This is a genomic window from Stenotrophomonas sp. YJH_SMC_17, assembly GCF_059371655.1.
Genome location: NZ_JCAFUU010000001.1, coordinates 200,314 through 218,089, shown reverse-complemented (window position 1 = coordinate 218,089; position 17,776 = coordinate 200,314). Strand labels below are relative to the sequence as shown.

Here is a 17,776-nt window from a genome sequence, read left to right as displayed (position 1 = left end):
CGCCTTTTTGTGGCGTCGAGTCGTGCACGGCTGCGTCCGGCGAAAAGCGTGTCGACCCAGGTCGACACCCGCCAGGGCAGCGCGATGCGAAATCCGGTAGCGCCGAGCCATGCCCCGCGAACCTCAGATCGTCAGCCTCAACTCGCCACCACTGGTGGTGAATTCGCGGCCATTGCGCACCAGCAGTCGGCCGTCGTCGAGCTCGTAGCGCGGCGTGGCTTCGGAATGGTGCCCGCTGCCGTTCGCCTCGGGCTTGAACTCGATGATGATGTGGCTTTCGCCATGGCTGTCGACGGCCGGGAACTGACGGAACGACATCGCGCACCTCCTTCAGTGGATGCTGTTGATGCGCCGCCAGCTTCGCCCTGGCGATGTTAGGCGGCCGTCATCAATCGATGAACTGCAGGCGTGCCAGTTCAGCGTACAGACCGCCTTCGGCCAGCAGTTGCGCGTGCGTACCTTCGGCTACGATGCGGCCCTGGTCCATCACCACGATACGGTCGGCCTTGAGCACGGTGGCCAGGCGGTGCGCTATCACCAGCGTGGTACGGCCGGCCATCAGCCGTTCCAGTGCCTGCTGCACGCCGTACTCGCTCTGGGCGTCAAGTGCGCTGGTGGCTTCGTCCAGCAGCAGGATCGGTGCGTCCTTCAGCAGTGCACGTGCAATTGCCACACGCTGCTGCTGGCCGCCGGACAGGCGTGCGCCACGCTCGCCCAGCTCGCTGTCGTAGCCTTGCGGCAGCGCGCGCAGGAAACCATCGGCCTCGGCCGCGCGCGCGGCATCCTCGACCTCGGCATCGCTGGCCTGCAGGCGGCCGTAGCGGATGTTGTCGCGTGCACTGGCGGCGAACAGCGTCGGCTGCTGCGGCACCAGCGCCAGCTGACCACGCAGTTCGGCCGGGTCGACCTGGCGCACGTCCATACCATCCACGCAGATGCGCCCGGCAGCCGGATCGTGGAAGCGCAGCAGCATCGACAGCACCGTGCTCTTGCCGGCACCCGAGGGGCCGACCAGGGCCACAGTCTCACCGGGGCGCACATGCAGGTTGAAGTGATCCAGCGCAGCCTGGTCCGGTCGCTGCGGATAGTGGAAGACCACGTCGTCGAACTGGATCTCGCCGCGCAGCGGCTGCGGCAGCGCATGCGGCTGTGCCGGCGCACGGATCTCGATGTCTTCCTCCAGCAGCTCGCCGATCCGGCCCATGCCGCCGGCCGCGCGCTGCAGTTCGTTCCATACTTCGGCCAGCGCGCCCACCGAGCCACCACCGATCAGCGCGTACAGCACGAACTGGCCCAGGGTGCCGGCGCTCAGGCGGCCTTCGATGACATCGTGGGCGCCCAGCCACAGCACGCCGACGATGGCACCGAATACCAGCAGGATGGCGCTGGCGGTGACCAGCGACTGCGCACCGATGCGGCGGCGTGCGGCCTTGATGGCATCGCCCAGTGCGTGGTCGAAGCGGCCACGCTCGTACGGCTCGCGCGCATGTGCCTGCACCGTACGCACCGCGCCCAGCGTCTCGCTGGCCAGGCTGTTGGCATCGGCGATGCGGTCCTGGCTGTTGCGGGCGACGGTGCGCAGTTTGCGCGCGCCGATGATGATCGGCAGCACGGCCAGCGGAATGCCCAGCAGCGACCACGCCGCCAGCCGCGGGCTGGTGACGAACAGCATGGCCAGGCTGCCGACCACGGTCACGCTGCTGCGCAGGGCGACCGACATGGTCGAGCCGACCACGCTGCGCAGCAGTTCGGTGTCGGCGGTCAGTCGCGAAACCAGTTCGCCACTGCGGCTGCGGTCATGGAAACCTGCGCCGAGGTGGATCAGGTGGGCGTACAGTTGGCTGCGCAGATCGGCCACCACCTTCTCGCCCAGCAGCGACACGAAGTAGAAGCGTGCGGCCGTGCCCAGCGCCATCACCACCGCCACCAGCATGAGCAGGGCAAAGGCGCGGTTGATCTGGCCGCCGCTGCTGAAACCGTGATCGATCATCTGCTTCACGGCCGGTGGCAGGCTGAGCGTCGCCGCCGAAGAGACGGCCAGGGCCAGCAGCCAGGCGGTGAACAGGCCGCTGTGGCGGCGCACGAACGGCCACAGCGTACGCAGGCTGCCGAGGCGGCGCAGCGGCGGGGTCGAAGCGGGAGCGTCGTCCTTGTCAGTCATCCTGGTCGTCATCTTGTATGCGGATACGGTCACGGGTGGCGTCGCGCAGGCGGATTTTCAATGCGTCGACCTGATCAGCCGGCAATTCGACCCTCAGGCACACCCCGCTGGCGTCGAACTGTTCGTCGCGCTTGTCCGCGCCGAAGGCGGGCAGGGCAGCATGCAGAGTGCCCAGATCCTCGAAGCCGGCCAGCAGCCGCAGGCGCGCCATGGCCACCAGGGGCAGGCGCGGCGCGGTGCGTAGGCACTCGGCGGCGGCGCCGCCATAAGCGCGGACCAGGCCGCCCGCCCCGAGCTTGATGCCGCCGAACCAGCGCGTCACCACCACCATCACCCGGTCGAAGCCCTGGCCGTCGATCGCCGCAAGGATCGGTCGTCCGGCCGTGCCGGCGGGCTCGCCATCGTCGCTGGAGCGATAGTCCTGCCCGTGCCGGTAGGCCCAGCAGTTGTGCGTGGCGTCGATCACCGCCACCTGCTGCAGGAATGCCATCGCCGCCGTAGCGCCGTCGATCGGCGTGGCATGGGCGATGAAACGGCTGTGTTTGACTTCCAGCGTGTGGCTGACCGGCTGGGCGAGGGTATCGGGCATCCCCGTCATTCTACGGGGTTGCCGGAGGTCACTGTCCGATTCAGTCGTCCAGCAGCGGACGCAGGTCGCGCGGCAGGCGTGCTTCCGGATACTGCTGTACGTAGCGCTCCAGGCTGGCGCGGGCCAGGTCGCGCTGGCCGTCGTCGCGGCGCGCGCGGATCTTCTGCAGCCACTGGCGGCGCGGCAGTTGTGCGTCGGCGTCCACTTCGGCCTGCACCGCATCCGCACTGAGCCCCGGATCGGCGCCACGGCGCATGATGCCGGGGGCAGACCGGCTCGGGGCCTGGCGCTTCATCGAGGTGATCTCTACCCGATCCAGCGCCCGCGCCCGTCCGGCATCGGCACCGTTGGCCGCCGGCGCCTCGGCAGTACGTGCTTTCAACGCGCCTGCCGGGGCGGGCGCCAATGCCGGTGCAGGTGCAGGTGCAGGTGCAGGCGCAGGTGCGGGTACCGAGTAGGCGGCGGGTGCGGGCGGTGCTGCTGCCGGCGCTGCGGCCGGGGCGGGCGGGGCGGGCGGGAGCGTGGCAAAGGACGTATCGGCGGCCGCATCCGCCGCCATCGAACGAGCAGCCTGGGCGGGTACTTCAGCGATTTCGGCCGGCGCAGGCCTGGGTGCGCGCGCGGCGGACGGTGCCGGAGGGGCGGCAACAGGGGCTGCCTGCGGTGCCGCGGGTGCGGCGGCGGTTTCCGAAGCGGCAGCCGTGCTGTCGGCTGCACTGCTCTCAGCGACCTGATTGGCGGCCGCGACGTCTGCCGCAGCCGGTGCCGCAGCGACAGCGGCCTCGCCTGCCGGAACCGGCGGCGGTTCCGGACGCAGCTGCCAGGCGATGCCGATCGCGAACACCATCGAGGCGGCGATACCGAACACCGCCGGCCAGCGCGGGCGCGTGCGCTGCCTGCGTGGTGCATCCGGCGCGGCCGCCGCCGCCGGCGCGTCCACGGCTGCGCGGGCCGCGGCCAGGATGGCGGCGTCCAGCGCGGGCGGCGGTGCCTGTTCGGCGCGACGGCCGAGCAGGCGCGCCAGCTCGCGTTCTTCCGGCGTCAGGTGTTCGTCTCGGTTCATGCGTTCAGTCCCGCACGCAGCTTGTCCATCGCATAGCGCAGCCGCGATTTCACGGTTTCCCGGCCGACGCCGGTGATCTGGCCGATCTCCTCAAGGCTCAGTTCCTGATCCAGTCGCAGCTGCAGCACTTCGCGCTGCTCGGGCGGCAGTTGCTCCATCGCCAGCTGGATGCGGCGACGTTGTTCGAATTCGGAAAGCTCTGCTTCCGGGGTCTGCCCATCTTCGATCGCCGCCAGGCGCAGGTCGGCGTCGGCCGGGGCAGTCGGGCGGTGCCGGGCCGCACGCCAATGGTCGTTCAGGCGGTTGTGGGCGATCCGGAACAGCCAGGTGCTGAATGCGGCCTCCGGCTGCCAGCCGGCGCGCGCGCTGATCACCCGCTGCCACACGTCCTGGAAGATCTCTTCGGCCAGCGCGTTGTCGCGCAGCTGCCGCAGCAGGAAGCCGAACAGGCGCTTGCGGTGGCGTGCATACAGGCTCTCGAACGCGCGCAGGTCGCCACCGGCCCAGGCCAGCATCAAGGCTTCATCGGTTGGCAGTGCGCTGGCTTCCACGACGTACAGGGTAAGGCCTGCAGACGATGGCGCATAGCCGGTGGCGGGGGCGGGCAGGGCGAGATTCATGGCTCGGAAGGGGCTGCGGACAGCAGGAAAAACGCACGGGCGCACGAATCGGGGTTTACGGGCTTCCATTGCCCCCCGGGTGGCGCGCTATGCTCGGCGGCTCAGGGGAGGCGCCGCTTAGACGGCGCCAAGAGATTGTCATTTGTCCACGCATGCAGAACCGGCGGAAGAGCCACCACACGAGGCCGTGCTGAGCACGGCGCTGGTGCGGGCGTTGCATGCGCTGCTGCCTGAATCGGCGGTGGTCCGGGTCGGTTGGGACGACCCGCAGCTGGGGCGTGGCCAGCGCGGCTGGCCCTCGGTCGTGAACGACGGCGCCGCGTTCGTGGAACCCGGCGTTGGCGATGGCCAGCACGGTTGGGAGTACGACGGTGCACGGCTGCTGTTGTCGGTGGCCAATGCAGCGCCTTCGCCGGCCTGGTGGGGGCTGGCCCGGCAGGCGATGGAGCTGGCCCTGCAGCGCGGGCGACAGGCTGGGCAGATCAAGGCCCTGGAAGAGGCTGAGCGGCTGCAGCAGGCGTTGTTCCAGATCGCCGATCTGGCCGGCGCCGACCTGGAGATGGGCGAGATGCTGCGCCACGTGCACGGGGTGCTGGGCACGCTGATGTACGCGGAGAACTGCTACATCGTCGAGTACGACGACGCGCGCGACCAGATCCGCTTCCTGTACTTCGCCGACCAGGTGGATGACTTTGTTGCCGATCCCTCGCAGAGCCACGATGCCAGCGAGATGCCGCGCAGCCTGACCGTGGCGCTGCTGCGTCATGGCAAGCCGCTCAGTGGCCCGTCACGCGAGCTGCTGGCGCAGGTGGTGGAACAGGAGCACGACCCGCAGCGCGGCCCCGAAAGCCTGGACTGGCTGGGCGTGCCGATGCTGCGCGATGGCCGTGTCTGTGGCGCCATCGTGGTACAGAGCTATGAGCGTGCCGCCCGCTATGGCGAGGCCGAGCGCGCCCTGTTGGGGTTCGTCGCGCAGCACGTACAGACCGCGATGGACCGCCGCCAGGCGCAGGTACGGCTGGAGCAGCAGGTGGAGCGGCGCACCCAGGAGCTGCAGCGCGCCAACCGCAGCCTGCAGGACGAAGTAGCCGAACGGCGCCGTGCCGAGCAGCTGCAGACCGCGCTCTACAACATCGCCGAGATGGCGATGTCGGCCGACAGCCTGGCTCAGTTCTATGGCCAGGTGCACGGCGTGGTCGGGCGCCTGCTCGATGCGCGCAATTTCTACATCGCCCTGGTCAACGCCGCCGGTAACGGCCTGGACTTCGTGTATTCGGTGGACGAGCACAACGCCAGCCGCGCACCGCGGCCGTTCAGCCGCGGCCTGACCGAATACGTGGTGCGCAACCGGCGCCCGCTGCTGGCTTCGCGCGCGCAGATCGATGCCCTGCTGGCGGCCGGCGAAGTGCGCGAGCACGGTGCGCGCTCGCACTGCTGGCTGGGCGTGCCGCTGCTGCGCGACGACGAAGTGGTCGGCGCGATCGTGGTGCAGAGCTACAGCCAGAACAGCACTTTCAGCGTGCACGACCAGCGCCTGCTGACCTTCGTTGCGCAGAACATCGGTACCGGGCTGGCCCGCCAGCGCGACCAGCAGCGGCTGCGTTCGGCGCATGCCGAGCTGGAAAAGCGCGTGGAAGAACGCACCCGCGAACTGGCTGAAGTGAACGAGAAACTGCTTGGCCAGATCGGCGAGCGCCTGCGTGCGGAGCAGCGGCTGACCCACCAGGCCATGCACGATGCCCTGACCGGCCTGCCCAACCGCCTGCACCTGCTGGATCGGCTGCAGGACGCGCTGGCACTGGCCAAGCGTGAGGGCGGGCCGGTGTTCGCCGTTCTGTTCCTCGACCTTGACCGCTTCAAGCTGGTCAACGACAGCATCGGCCATGCCGCCGGTGATCGCATGCTGGTGGAGGTGGCCAAGCGCATCGTGTCGATGGCCGGTGCCGAGGACGTCGTTGCACGATTGGGCGGTGATGAGTTCGCGGTGCTGCTGCAGTGTCCGCAGGGCCTGGCGCAGGCGTTGGACTTCGGCCAGCGCCTGCTGCTGGCGTTGCAGGAATCGATGTGGATCGCCGGGCGCGAGCTGTTCCCGTCGGGCAGTCTCGGCATCGCCCTGTGGAATCCGCGCTACCGCACGGGTGAAGAACTGCTGCGCGATGCGGATGCGGCGATGTACCGGGCCAAGGCACAGGGCCATGATCGCTGCTCGATCTTCGACGAGGACATGCGCGAGGAAGCCATGCGCAGCCTGGACCTGGAAGCCGATCTGCGCCGTGCGATCAACAACCGCGACTTCCTGCCGTTCTACCAGCCGATCGTGCGCCTGTCCGACGGCGAAGTGGTCGGTCATGAGGCGCTGCTGCGTTGGCAGCACGAACGCCGTGGCCTGCTGCTGCCGGGCGCATTCCTGGAGCTGGGTGAAGAGAGCGGCCTGATCGAACAGGTCGACTGGCTGATCTACGAGCAGGTCATCGCAGGGCTGGCGCAGGGGGGCGAAGGCTACGTCTCGGTGAACGTCTCGCCCCGGCATTTCCGCTCCGCCGAGTTCAGTGACCGCCTGTTCGGACTGCTCGACAGCTGCGGTGCCGATCCGCGCCGGCTGCGGCTGGAGATCACCGAAGTGGCGCTGCTCGACGATGCCCCGCACACGCTGCGCATCCTGCAGGGCCTGCGCGAGCGCGGCATCCAGGTGCAGCTGGATGATTTCGGCACCGGCTTCTCGGCGCTGTCCTACCTGCACCGATTCCCGATCAGCACCTTGAAGATCGACCAGAGCTTCATCGCCGGCCTGCATGGCCCGGAAATGCAGAGCACGCGCGCGCTGGTCGAGGGCGTGCTGTCGCTGGCGCGTACGCTGGGCATCGAGACCATTGGCGAAGGCATCGAGACCGAGGCGCAGCGGAATACACTGCGTGAACTGGGTTGCGATTACGGCCAGGGGTATCTGCTGGGCCGGCCCGCACCGTGGGCGCACGCGGCAGCCTGAGCTGCCGCGTGCGGTTACCTCAACGCAGGGCGGCGCGGCGCTTTTCGTCGATCCACTTTGATGCCTGGGCCGGCTGGTAGTTCTTCATCCACACCAGCATTTCTTCGATGTCCGAGCCGTACCACAGGTCCTGGCGCTGGTCCGGGTGCAGGAAGCGTTCTTCCACCATGCGGTCGATCATGCCGATCAGCGGGGCGTAGAAGCCATCCACATCGAGGAAGGCGCAGGGCTTGTTGCCGATTCCCAGCTGGCGCCAGGTCAGCATCTCGAAGATCTCTTCCATGGTGCCGAAGCCGCCGGGCAGGGCGACGAAACCATCGGCCAGGTCGAACATGCGCGACTTGCGCTCATGCATCGAGCCGACGATTTCCAGTTCGGTCAGGCCGCGGTGGGCCACTTCCCAATCGGCCAACTGGCGCGGGATCACGCCGGTCACCTCGCCACCGGCGGCGAGTACGGCATTGGCCACGGTGCCCATCAGGCCGACGTTGCCACCGCCGTACACCAGGCGCAGGCCGTCGCGGGCGATACGGTCGCCCAGCGCAATGGCGCGTTCGGTATAGGCCGGCTTGCTGCCAGCGTTGGAGCCGCAGTACACACAGATCGATTTCATGGATATTCCTGTTTCTTGGCCGGAAACGAAAACGCCCCGTCACCGACCAAAAGGCGGTCAGGGACGGGGTGTGCGTAGAGTATGAGGCCTTGAGAGGCCTTCTGTAGAGCCGAGCCATGCTCGGCTGCTCTTCGTTCAGATCGCGGCAATGTCCCAGCCGAGCATGGGCTATGCCGGTCGTCCTGCCCGGCACCCTCCGGGCCGTAGCCAGCGACGTTGGCAGCGGCTCCTGCCGCTGCCTTCGGCTCTACAAAAAGCGGGGGCTTACGCCGCCGCCGCCTGCTCGCGGCGCGGGCCTTCGCGCAGGGCGCGGCCGACCATGCCCACCAGCAGGTCCAGCTCCTGGCTGTCCATGCCGAAGTGCGGGGTGAAGCGCAGCGAGTTCTCGCCACCGTGGATCACGTTGATGCCGTGCTGGCGCAGCCATTCCTCGGTGGAGTTGGCACCGTAGCACTTGAACTGCGGGGCCAGCTCGCAGGAGAACAGCAGCCCGGTGCCCTGCACCTTGGTGATCAGGCCACCCAGCTCGCTCTTGAGCTGCTCCAGCTTGCGCACGGCCTCGGCACCGCGTTCGGCGATGTTGGCACGCACCTGCGGGGTCAGCTGGGCCAGCGTGGCACAGGCAACGTCCAGCGCACGTGGGTTGCTGGTCATGGTGTTGCCGTAGATGCCCTTGCGGTACAGCTGCGCGGCATGCTCGGTCACCGCCAGCACCGACAGCGGGTACTGCGCGGCGTTGAGTGCCTTGGAGTAGGTCTCCATGTCCGGCGGGTCCAGACCTTCGAAGCCCGGGTAGTCCACCATCGACAGCACGCCATGCGCGCGCAGGCCGGCCTGGATCGAGTCGATCAGCAGCAGGCTGCCGTGCGCATGGGTCAGCTCGCGGGCAACGGCATAGAACGCTGGCGGCACCGAACGGCCCGGGTCGCCTTCGCCCATCACCGGCTCCAGGAACACTGCCTCGATGAACCACTGGTTGCGTGCGGCATCCTCGAACACCTTGCGCAGGCCGGCCTCGTCGTAAGGCGCCACGGTGATCACCGAATCCTCGCCACGGTAGCTGGCCAGGTGCTGCATGTAGCTCTTACGGCTGGAATCGGAATACAGGGCCGGGCGGTCGGTGCGGCCATGGAAGCTGCCCTTGACCACCACGCGCTTGATCGCGGCACCGGCGTGGCGAGCGCCGGGGTCGGTCTGCAGCTTGGCATTGACGTCGGCGATGCGCGCGGCCAGGCCGACCGCTTCGGAGCCGGAATTCAGGCACATGAAACGGGCGAACGGGCAGCCGCCACGGCGGTGGCCGATCTCGGCGCGCAGGGCAGTAATGAAGCGCTGCTGCGACAGGCTGGGCGTCATGATGTTGGCCATCACCTGCGGGCGGGCCATCGCCTCCAGCACGGCATCCGGGGTATGCCCGAAGCCGAGCATGCCGTAGCCGCCGGCGTCATACAGCACGGCGCCCTTCAGGGTGACCACCCACGGGCCGCGCGCGGCCAGCGCCACGTAGGGCGTCACCGCGTCATCGGCGTAGAAATTGACGAAGCCGTCCTGCATCGCGTCGATCTGCGCCTGTTCGTCCTGCGCCAGCAGCGGCCCCATGTCGGCCTGCACGCGCGTGAATTCCTCGGCAGCGGCGTCCACCGCGGCGATCAGCTGCGGGTGGTGGGCGGACAGGGCGGTCAGGGTGGCGTCGTCCAGGCCGGTGGTGAGGCGGGTGCCGGGCTGGCTGCGCAGGGGGGCGAGGCGTTCGATGAAGCTCATTGCAGATCTCCTGAAACAATGGGTCGCACGGGTCTTCAAAAGCAAAACGCGCGTCATCACGCGCGCTTGGGGCAGGCTCGTGCAGCGGACTTCCAACTCGATGCTAGCACTTGTTTTTTTGCGCGATAACCCTGCAGAAACCTGCTGCATAGCAGCATTTTGCGCGACGTTCGCCGCGAAGCGCACCGGCTCGCAGACGCTGGACGTACAATGTGCGCCATTGTCGACCTGTTGCCGCCCACCGCCTTGAAGAAGTCCGATTTCCATTACGACCTGCCGGCTGAACTGATCGCGCAGGCTCCTCTGGCCGAACGTTCCGCCAGCCGACTGATGCTGGTGCCACCGGCACCGGCCGCCTTCACCGATCTGCAGGTGCGCGACCTGCCGTCGCTGCTGCAGCGGGGCGACCTGCTGGTGTTCAACGACACCCGGGTGATCCCGGCGCGCCTGTTCGGGCAGAAGGCCAGCGGTGGCCGCGTGGAGATCCTGATCGAGCGCCTGCTCGGCGGCCAGCAGGCCCGAGCGCAGGTCGGCGCCAGCAAGTCGCCCAAGGCAGGCAGCCGCATCGCCCTGGACGCCGGTGGCGAAGCCGAGGTGCTGGGCCGCGACGGCGAGTTCTACGTGCTGCAGTTCCATGTGCCCGAGTCGCTGGAACAGTGGCTGCTGCACGCCGGCCGCCTGCCGCTGCCGCCCTACATCCAGCGCGAGCCGGGCGTAGATGACCGTGAGCGCTACCAGACCGTGTTCGCGCGCGAAGTGGGCGCGGTGGCGGCACCGACCGCTGGCCTGCATTTCGACGAGCCGCTGCTGGCGGCGCTGAAGGCCAAGGGCGTGGAGTTCGGCCACGTCACCCTGCATGTCGGCGCCGGTACCTTCCAGCCGGTGCGCGCCGATGACCTGAAGGACCACGTGATGCACCGCGAGTGGCTGAACGTGGGCGCTGAGCTGGTGCAGCAGGTGCGGCGCACGCGCGCGGCCGGCGGCCGGGTGATCGGCGTCGGCACCACCGTGGTGCGCGCGCTGGAGAGCGCGATGCGCGATGGCGAACTGTTGCCGTTTGCCGGCGAGACCCAGATCTTCATCACCCCGGGCTACCGCATCCGCAGCGTCGACGCGATGGTGACCAACTTCCACCTGCCGGAAAGCACGCTGCTGATGATGATCTCCGCGTTCGCCGGCAAGGAAAGGGTGTTCGAGGCGTACCAGCACGCGATCGAGCAGCGCTACCGCTTCTTCAGCTACGGCGACGCCATGCTGCTGTTCCCGCAGGCGGGGTAGGGGGCCCTGGGAGCGGCGGGCCCCCTGTGGGTGCGCACCTTGGTGCGCACGCCTTCTTGGGAGACAATAGGCAACTATTTGCCTGAACGACCGCTCCATGTCCCGACTGCAGTTCCAGCTCAAGACCCGCGACGGCCGTGCCCGCCGTGGCCGCCTGACTTTCCCGCGTGGCACGGTGGAAACGCCGGCCTTCATGCCGGTGGGAACCTATGGCTCGGTCAAGGGCATCCTGCCGGACCAGGTGCGCGCGCTGGGCGCCGAGATCATCCTCGGCAACACTTTCCACCTGTACCTGCGCCCGGGCCTGGACATCATCGCCGACCACGGCGGCCTGCACGGCTTCTGCCGCTGGGATGGCCCGATCCTGACGGACTCCGGCGGCTTCCAGGTGTTCTCGCTGGCCCACCGCCGCAAGATCACCGAGCAGGGCGTGACCTTCGCCTCGCCCACCGATGGCGCCCGTGTGTTCCTGGGTCCGGAAGAGAGCATGAAGATCCAGAAGGTGCTCGATTCGGACGTGGTGATGATCTTCGACGAGTGCACCCCGTACCCGGCCACCGAGGACGTCGCCCGTCGCTCGATGGAGCTGAGCCTGCGCTGGGCCCAGCGCAGCCGCAACGCGCATGACGAGCTGGGCAACGATGCGGCCCTGTTCGGCATCGTCCAGGGCGGCGTTCACACCGACCTGCGCAGCCGCTCGGCCGAGGCCCTGCAGGCGATCGGCTTCGACGGCTATGCCATCGGCGGCCTGGCCGTGGGCGAGCCGGAGCACGAGCGCAACGCCATGCTGGACCACCTGGACCCGGAGCTGCCGGGTGACCGCCCGCGCTACCTGATGGGCGTGGGACGGCCGGAGGACCTGGTGGAGGGTGTCGCACGTGGCGTGGACATGTTCGACTGCGTGATGCCCACCCGCAACGCCCGCAACGGCCACTATTTCACCTCGTTCGGTACCGTCCGCATCCGCAACTCCCAGTACGCGCGGGACATGGACCCGATCGAGCCGGGCTGCGGCTGCGTGGCCTGCACCGGCGGCTACACCCGCTCCTACCTGCGCCACCTGGACCGCTGCAACGAGATGCTGGCGCCGATGCTGGGCACGCTGCACAACCTGTTCTATTACGAAAAGCTCATGGCCGACATCCGCGCGGCGATCGAGGCGGGAACCTTCCTGGCCTTCCGTGAGTCTTTCTACGCGGCACGCGGAGCGGTCGCGCCGGCCCTGTAACCCGGACGCCCCCTGCCAAACGGCCCAAGGACGAACGCCCGGGGCCGTGGCATACTTCAAGGCTGACCCAGATCCGCGGTCGACACCCCCGCCCCTGAAGGGACGGGAGCGCCGCCCAACCAAAGGACCAACGATGAACCTGCTTGCCTTCCTGATTCCCGCCGCCCACGCCCAGGCCGCCGGCGGCCAACCGCAGGGCATGGGCCTGACCACGCTGCTGTTCCCGATCATCCTGATCGCCATCATGTACTTCCTGATGATCCGCCCGCAGATGAAGCGGCAGAAGGAGCACAAGGCCATGCTGGAGAAGATCAAGCGCGGCGACGAAGTGCTGACCAACGGCGGCATCGCCGGCATCGTCACCGACATCGGCGACAACTTCATCACCATCGAAGTGGCTGACAACGTGCGCATCCGCGTGCAGAAGGGCGCTGTCGGCAACGTGCTGCCGGCCGGTACCCTGAAGTCGGCCCAGTAAGCCACCCCCTTTCCGATGCACAACCGCGGCGCCGGGGATGGCGCCGCGCGGGACCCAAGCAATGCTCGAATTTCCACGCTGGAAGTACGTCGTCATCCTGATCGTACTGGCGCTCAGCGCGCTGTACGCGCTGCCCAACATCTACCAGAAGGACCCGGCCGTCCAGATCACCGCCAACCGTGGCGGACAGGTCGACGACGCGCTGCGCGACCGTGTGCTGGCCGACCTGAAGAAGGCCGGTATCACCCCCGTCGGTGCCGAGAAGGAAGGGGAGAGCCTGATCGTCCGCCTGCCGGACCTGAAGGCGCAGTCCGCCGCCAGCGACGCCCTGCGTGACACCGTCGGCGAGAACTACACCGTGGCCCTGAACCTGGCCTCGACCGTGCCGGACTGGCTGGCCAACCTCGGCGGTCGTCCGATGGTGCTGGGTCTGGACCTGCAGGGTGGTGTGCACTTCGTGCTGCAGGTCGACCAGAAAGCTGCCCTGGACAAGCGTCTGGACGCCTACACCGAAGACGTGCGCAGCACCCTGCGTGACGCGCGCATCGCCTACCAGTCGGTGGAGCGTCGCGCCGACAACAGCATCGTGGCCAACCTCAGCCCGTCGGCCGGCGATGATGCCGCGCAGCGTGCCCGCGCGGCCCTGGCCAAGGCGCAGCCGACCCTCGGCTACGACGTCAGCGGCAATCGCATCACGGTCACCGTACCGGAAACCGAGATCACCCAGATCGCCAACGGCGCCATCGAGCAGAACATCAACACCCTGCGCAACCGCGTGAACCAGCTGGGTGTGGCCGAGCCGATCATCCAGCGCCAGGGTGCCGACCGCGTGGTCGTGCAGCTGCCGGGCGTGCAGGACACCGCCGAAGCCAAGCGCATGATCGGTGCTACTGCCACGCTGGAATACCGTGCGGTGGTCGAGGGCAATGCGCAGGACGCCATCGCCTCCGGCCGCATCCCGCCGGAAGCCAAGGTCTACCAGCAGCGCGACGGCCGCGGCCCGATCCTGCTGAACAAGCGCGTGATCGTCACCGGTGACCAGATGGTCGGTGCGCAGGCCGTGACCGATTCGAACAGCGGTTCGCCGGCGGTCAGCGTGACGCTGAACAACGTCGGCGGTCAGCGCATGTTCGACTTCACCAGCGCCAACGTGAACAAGCCGATGGCGGTGGTCTACACCGAGCGCGTGCCGACCGTGACCGTCGTCGACGGCCAGGAAGTGCGTGGCTTCAAGGTCAACGAGGAAGTGATCTCGGTGGCCAACATCAATGGCGTGTTCGGCAAGAACTTCCAGACCACCGGTCTGCAGAAGAAGGAAGCCGAGGACCTGGCCAAGCTGCTGAAGTCCGGCTCGCTGGCCGCGCCGATGGACTTCGTCGAAGAACGCGTGGTCGGCCCGAGCCTGGGCGCGGAGAACGTCAAGAACGGTATGCGCGCGGTCGTGTTCGCATTCCTGTTCACCCTGGTGTTCTTCAGCGTGTACTACCGCATGTTCGGTGTGATCACCTCGGCGGCGATGCTGTTCAACCTGCTGATCGTGGTGGCGGTGATGTCGCTGTTCGGCGCGACCATGACCCTGCCGGGCTTCGCCGGCCTGGCGTTGTCGGTCGGCCTGTCGGTGGACGCCAACGTGCTGATCAACGAGCGTATCCGTGAAGAACTGCGTGCCGGCGTGCCGGGCAAGACCGCGATCGTGACTGGTTACGAGCGCGCCTCCGGCACCATCCTCGACGCCAACCTGACCGGCCTGATCGTCGGTGTGGCGCTGTTCGCATTCGGTACCGGTCCGCTGAAGGGCTTCGCGCTGACCATGATCATCGGTATTTTCGCCTCCATGTTCACTGCGATCACCGTGTCGCGTGCGCTGGCGACGCTGATCTACGGCCGTCGCAAGAAGCTCCAGAACGTGGCCATCTGACGGGACGACACGCACAATGAAACTGTTTCCGCTGCACATCCTCCCGAACGACACCAAGATCGACTTCATGCGCTGGCGCCATGTCGCCATGGCAGTCACCATCGTGGTGTTCCTGGCCTCGATTGCCATCATCGGCATCAAGGGCTTCAACTACGCACTGGACTTCACCGGCGGCACGCTGATCGAAGCGCGCTTCGACAAGCCGGTGGACGTCGAGCAGGTCCGTACCAAGCTGGAGCAGAATGGCTTCGACGGTGCCCAGGTGCAGAGCGTCGGTGGCAACACCGACCTGCTGATCCGCCTGGCGCCGCACGGCGAACATGCTCCGGGCACGGGTGCTGCCGCCAGCGAAGACAAGGCCACCGCTGCAGCCGTGGTGAAGGCGCTGTCCACGGCCGACAACCAGGCCACCGTGCTGCGCAACGAGTTCGTGGGCCCGCAGATCGGCAAGGACCTGGCGATGAATGGCCTGTACGCCACCATCTTCATGCTGGCCGGCTTCCTGATCTACATCGCGGTGCGCTTCGAATGGAAGTTCGCGGTCACCGCCAGCATCGTGGCCATGTTCGACCTGATCGTGACGGTGGCTTACGTGTCCCTGCTGGGCCGTGAGTTCGACCTGACCGTGCTGGCCGGCCTGCTGTCGGTGATGGGCTTTGCGATCAACGACATCATCGTGGTCTTCGACCGCGTCCGCGAGAACTTCCGCAGCCTGCGCGTGGACTCGATGGAAGTGCTGAACCGTTCGATCAACCAGACGCTGTCGCGTACGGTGATCACCGCGGTGATGTTCTTCCTGTCCGCGCTGGCCCTGTACCTGTACGGCGGCAGCTCGATGGAAGGCCTGGCCGAGACGCACATGATCGGTGCGGTGATCGTGGTGCTGTCCTCGATCCTGGTGGCGGTGCCGATGCTGACGATCGGCTTCCTGCGCGTGAGCAAGCAGGATCTGCTGCCGAAGGCGAAGGACGTCGAGGCCCTGGCCCGTCGCCCGTAATTGCCTGCTGCATGCAGCACACAGAGAACCCCGCGCAAGCGGGGTTTTTTGTTGGCAGGGCTGGTACGCGTCATCGCATGCGAGCTGTCGCTCCCACGCTTCGCTGCGCGAACCGAGGGCCCCACTTACCAGCTCCCAGACCCCCGCCGCTTCGCGGCCGCCCCCTGACTCAGGGGGCTCTGCCCCAGATCATTTCCTGCGGCTGTTGGTAGGTGTCGACCTTGGTCGACACATCTGCCGGATATCGCTGATCAAATTTGGATCAGTTCTGCCGTGTCGACCAAGGTCGACACCCACCAGAGCAGAATGCCGTCCTGACAGATCGCGGAAGTCTGTCGAAGGCGGGGTGGGTCCGGTTGAGGGGGCGTGAGCCGCATGGATGCGGCGACCGAGCTTACATGGGTGAGGGCGCTTTGCTTGCGAAGCATTGCTTCGCAAGCGCCCGAACGCACAGCCGCCAGCGGCTGGGCCGGGCCCCGGAGGGGGACTTGCAGCGTCCCCCTCAACCGGACCCACCCCGCCCACCGCCAGGAACCCAGCTTTTGACGTTGCTCTGGCTGTGGCCGTTGCTCCGGCCTCTGCGGGTGCAGGGTGCAACCCTGCAGAACGAACACCACCCTACGGCAGCGTCGGTTGTGCAATCTTCCCCCGCGCACTACGATCCTGCGGTTCGCGCGCGCAGGCGCGCGCCCATATTCCTGCTGAGCGCCCCGTGCGCCGCATCTGCCAACCCGAGGTATCCATGGTCATCAAACCGCGCGTCCGCGGCTTCATCTGCGTCACCACCCACCCGACCGGCTGCGAAGCCGCGGTCAAGCAGCAGATCGACTACATCCGCGCGCGCCCGCCGATCCAGAACGGCCCCAAGCGCGTGCTGGTCATCGGCGCGTCCACCGGTTACGGCCTGGCGGCGCGCATCACCGCCGCGTTCGGCAGCGGTGCCGCGACTCTGGGCATCTTCTTCGAGCGCCCCGGCACTGAGTCCAAGCCGGGCACCGCCGGTTGGTACAACTCGGCCGCGTTCCACAAGTACGCCGACGAAGCCGGCCTGTACGCCAAGAGCATCAACGGCGATGCCTTCTCCGATGAAGTGAAGGCCAGGACCATCGAGATGATCAAGGCCGATCTTGGCCAGGTCGACCAGGTGGTCTACAGCCTGGCTGCGCCGCGGCGCAAGCATCCGAAGACCGGTGAGATCATCAGCTCCACGCTGAAGCCGATCGGTGAGCCGATCACCCTGCGCGGCCTGGATACCGACAAGGAAGTGCTGACCGAAACCCATCTGCAGCCGGCCACTCCGGAAGAAATCGCCGGTACCGTTGCGGTGATGGGCGGCGAAGACTGGCAGATGTGGATCGACGCGCTGGCCGATGCCGGCGTGCTGGCCAACGGCTGCACCACCACCGCCTTCACCTACGTGGGCGAAGAGATCACCCAGGCCATCTACTGGAACGGCTCGATCGGCGCCGCCAAGAAGGATCTGGACAACAAGGTGCTGGGCCTGCGCGAGAAGCTGGCGAAAATCGGTGGCGACGCGCGCGTGTCGGTGCTGAAGGCGGTGGTCACCCAGGCCAGCTCGGCCATTCCGACCATGCCGCTGTACCTGTCGCTGCTGTTCAAGGTAATGAAGGAGAAGGGCACCCACGAAGGCTGCATTGAGCAGCTCGACGTGCTGTACGACATCCTCTACGGCGGCAAGGCCGACGGCGTGGCGATCGATCGCCTGCGACAGGATCTGGTCGATGGTGATGGCCATACCGTCGCGCTGGTCGACGAGGAAGGGCGCCTGCGTGCCGACTACAAGGAAATGGCGGCGGACGTGCAGGGCAAGGTGGTCGCGCTGTGGCCGCAGGTGACCAACGAGAACCTGTACGAGATCAGCGACCTGGCCGGTTACAAGGCCGATTTCCTGCGTCTGTTCGGCTTCGGTGTGGAGGGCGTCGACTACGAGGCCGACGTCAACCCGGACGTGAAGATCGACAATCTGGTCGACATGACCTGATCAATGAAAAGGCCGGCGAATGCCGGCCTTCTCGTTTGTGTAGAGCCGAGCCATGCTCGGCTGCTCTTCGCTTGAGTCCCGC

General features: G+C 67.4%; 14 protein-coding genes. 7 read left to right on the top strand and 7 right to left on the bottom strand.

Annotated features, from left to right (window positions below):
* Positions 1-123 precede the first annotated feature (123 nt).
* From AC5P8Z_RS00920 to AC5P8Z_RS00900, 5 genes are all read right to left on the bottom strand, one after another.
* A complete protein-coding gene (locus tag AC5P8Z_RS00920) occupies positions 124-318 on the bottom strand; it encodes a hypothetical protein (protein ID WP_049428506.1) in 195 nt (64 codons plus the stop codon).
* A gap of 70 nt (positions 319-388) precedes the next feature.
* The gene (locus AC5P8Z_RS00915) at positions 389-2,161 is read right to left on the bottom strand and encodes an ABC transporter transmembrane domain-containing protein (protein WP_295567787.1); all 1,773 of its coding nucleotides are present in this window, start codon (positions 2,159-2,161) and stop codon (positions 389-391) included.
* The gene (locus AC5P8Z_RS00910) at positions 2,154-2,750 is read right to left on the bottom strand and encodes an IMPACT family protein (protein WP_286071689.1); all 597 of its coding nucleotides are present in this window, start codon (positions 2,748-2,750) and stop codon (positions 2,154-2,156) included. Before AC5P8Z_RS00910 ends, AC5P8Z_RS00915 begins: the two co-directional genes overlap by 8 nt.
* 40 nt (positions 2,751-2,790) lie before the next feature.
* The gene (locus tag AC5P8Z_RS00905; protein WP_495227816.1) at positions 2,791-3,813 is read right to left on the bottom strand and encodes a hypothetical protein; all 1,023 of its coding nucleotides are present in this window, start codon (positions 3,811-3,813) and stop codon (positions 2,791-2,793) included.
* On the bottom strand, positions 3,810-4,328 hold the full coding sequence (locus tag AC5P8Z_RS00900; protein WP_495228306.1) for an RNA polymerase sigma factor: 519 nt from the start codon (positions 4,326-4,328) through the stop codon (positions 3,810-3,812). Before AC5P8Z_RS00900 ends, AC5P8Z_RS00905 begins: the two co-directional genes overlap by 4 nt.
* Before the next feature lie 247 nt (positions 4,329-4,575).
* On the opposite strand from AC5P8Z_RS00900, the gene AC5P8Z_RS00895 reads away from it, so the two are divergent.
* Positions 4,576-7,419, top strand: coding sequence for a bifunctional diguanylate cyclase/phosphodiesterase (locus tag AC5P8Z_RS00895; RefSeq protein WP_295567792.1), 2,844 nt, complete (start codon positions 4,576-4,578; stop codon positions 7,417-7,419).
* A 19-nt stretch (positions 7,420-7,438) separates the two neighbouring features.
* On the opposite strand, the gene AC5P8Z_RS00890 is transcribed toward AC5P8Z_RS00895, so the two are convergent.
* Both AC5P8Z_RS00890 and AC5P8Z_RS00885 read right to left on the bottom strand, forming a co-directional pair.
* Positions 7,439-8,032, bottom strand: coding sequence for an LOG family protein (locus AC5P8Z_RS00890; RefSeq protein WP_286071692.1), 594 nt, complete (start codon positions 8,030-8,032; stop codon positions 7,439-7,441).
* Between the two features lie 264 nt (positions 8,033-8,296).
* Positions 8,297-9,793 carry an aminotransferase class III-fold pyridoxal phosphate-dependent enzyme gene (locus tag AC5P8Z_RS00885; protein WP_495227815.1) on the bottom strand — a complete coding sequence of 499 codons (1,497 nt, stop codon included), beginning with the start codon at positions 9,791-9,793 and terminating at the stop codon, positions 8,297-8,299.
* 210 nt (positions 9,794-10,003) lie between these two features.
* On the opposite strand from AC5P8Z_RS00885, the gene queA reads away from it, so the two are divergent.
* The 6 genes from queA (at position 10,004) to fabV (ending at position 17,694) form a co-directional block, all read left to right on the top strand.
* Positions 10,004-11,071, top strand: a complete 1,068-nt coding sequence (queA, locus tag AC5P8Z_RS00880; RefSeq protein ID WP_495227814.1) for a tRNA preQ1(34) S-adenosylmethionine ribosyltransferase-isomerase QueA — start codon at positions 10,004-10,006, stop codon at positions 11,069-11,071.
* 97 nt (positions 11,072-11,168) lie between these two features.
* Positions 11,169-12,299 carry a tRNA guanosine(34) transglycosylase Tgt gene (gene tgt / locus AC5P8Z_RS00875; RefSeq protein WP_197620309.1) on the top strand — a complete coding sequence of 377 codons (1,131 nt, stop codon included), beginning with the start codon at positions 11,169-11,171 and terminating at the stop codon, positions 12,297-12,299.
* A 133-nt stretch (positions 12,300-12,432) separates the two neighbouring features.
* Positions 12,433-12,777, top strand: a complete 345-nt coding sequence (gene yajC, locus AC5P8Z_RS00870; RefSeq protein ID WP_006434333.1) for a preprotein translocase subunit YajC — start codon at positions 12,433-12,435, stop codon at positions 12,775-12,777.
* Between the two features lie 61 nt (positions 12,778-12,838).
* On the top strand, positions 12,839-14,695 hold the full coding sequence (gene secD / locus AC5P8Z_RS00865) for a protein translocase subunit SecD (RefSeq protein WP_495227813.1): 1,857 nt from the start codon (positions 12,839-12,841) through the stop codon (positions 14,693-14,695).
* Between the two features lie 16 nt (positions 14,696-14,711).
* Complete coding sequence (gene secF, locus AC5P8Z_RS00860) at positions 14,712-15,692, top strand: protein translocase subunit SecF (protein ID WP_286071697.1); 981 nt, start codon at positions 14,712-14,714, stop codon at positions 15,690-15,692.
* 742 nt (positions 15,693-16,434) lie between these two features.
* Complete coding sequence (gene fabV / locus AC5P8Z_RS00855) at positions 16,435-17,694, top strand: enoyl-ACP reductase FabV (protein WP_495227811.1); 1,260 nt, start codon at positions 16,435-16,437, stop codon at positions 17,692-17,694.
* The last annotated feature ends 82 nt before the right edge of the window (positions 17,695-17,776 follow it).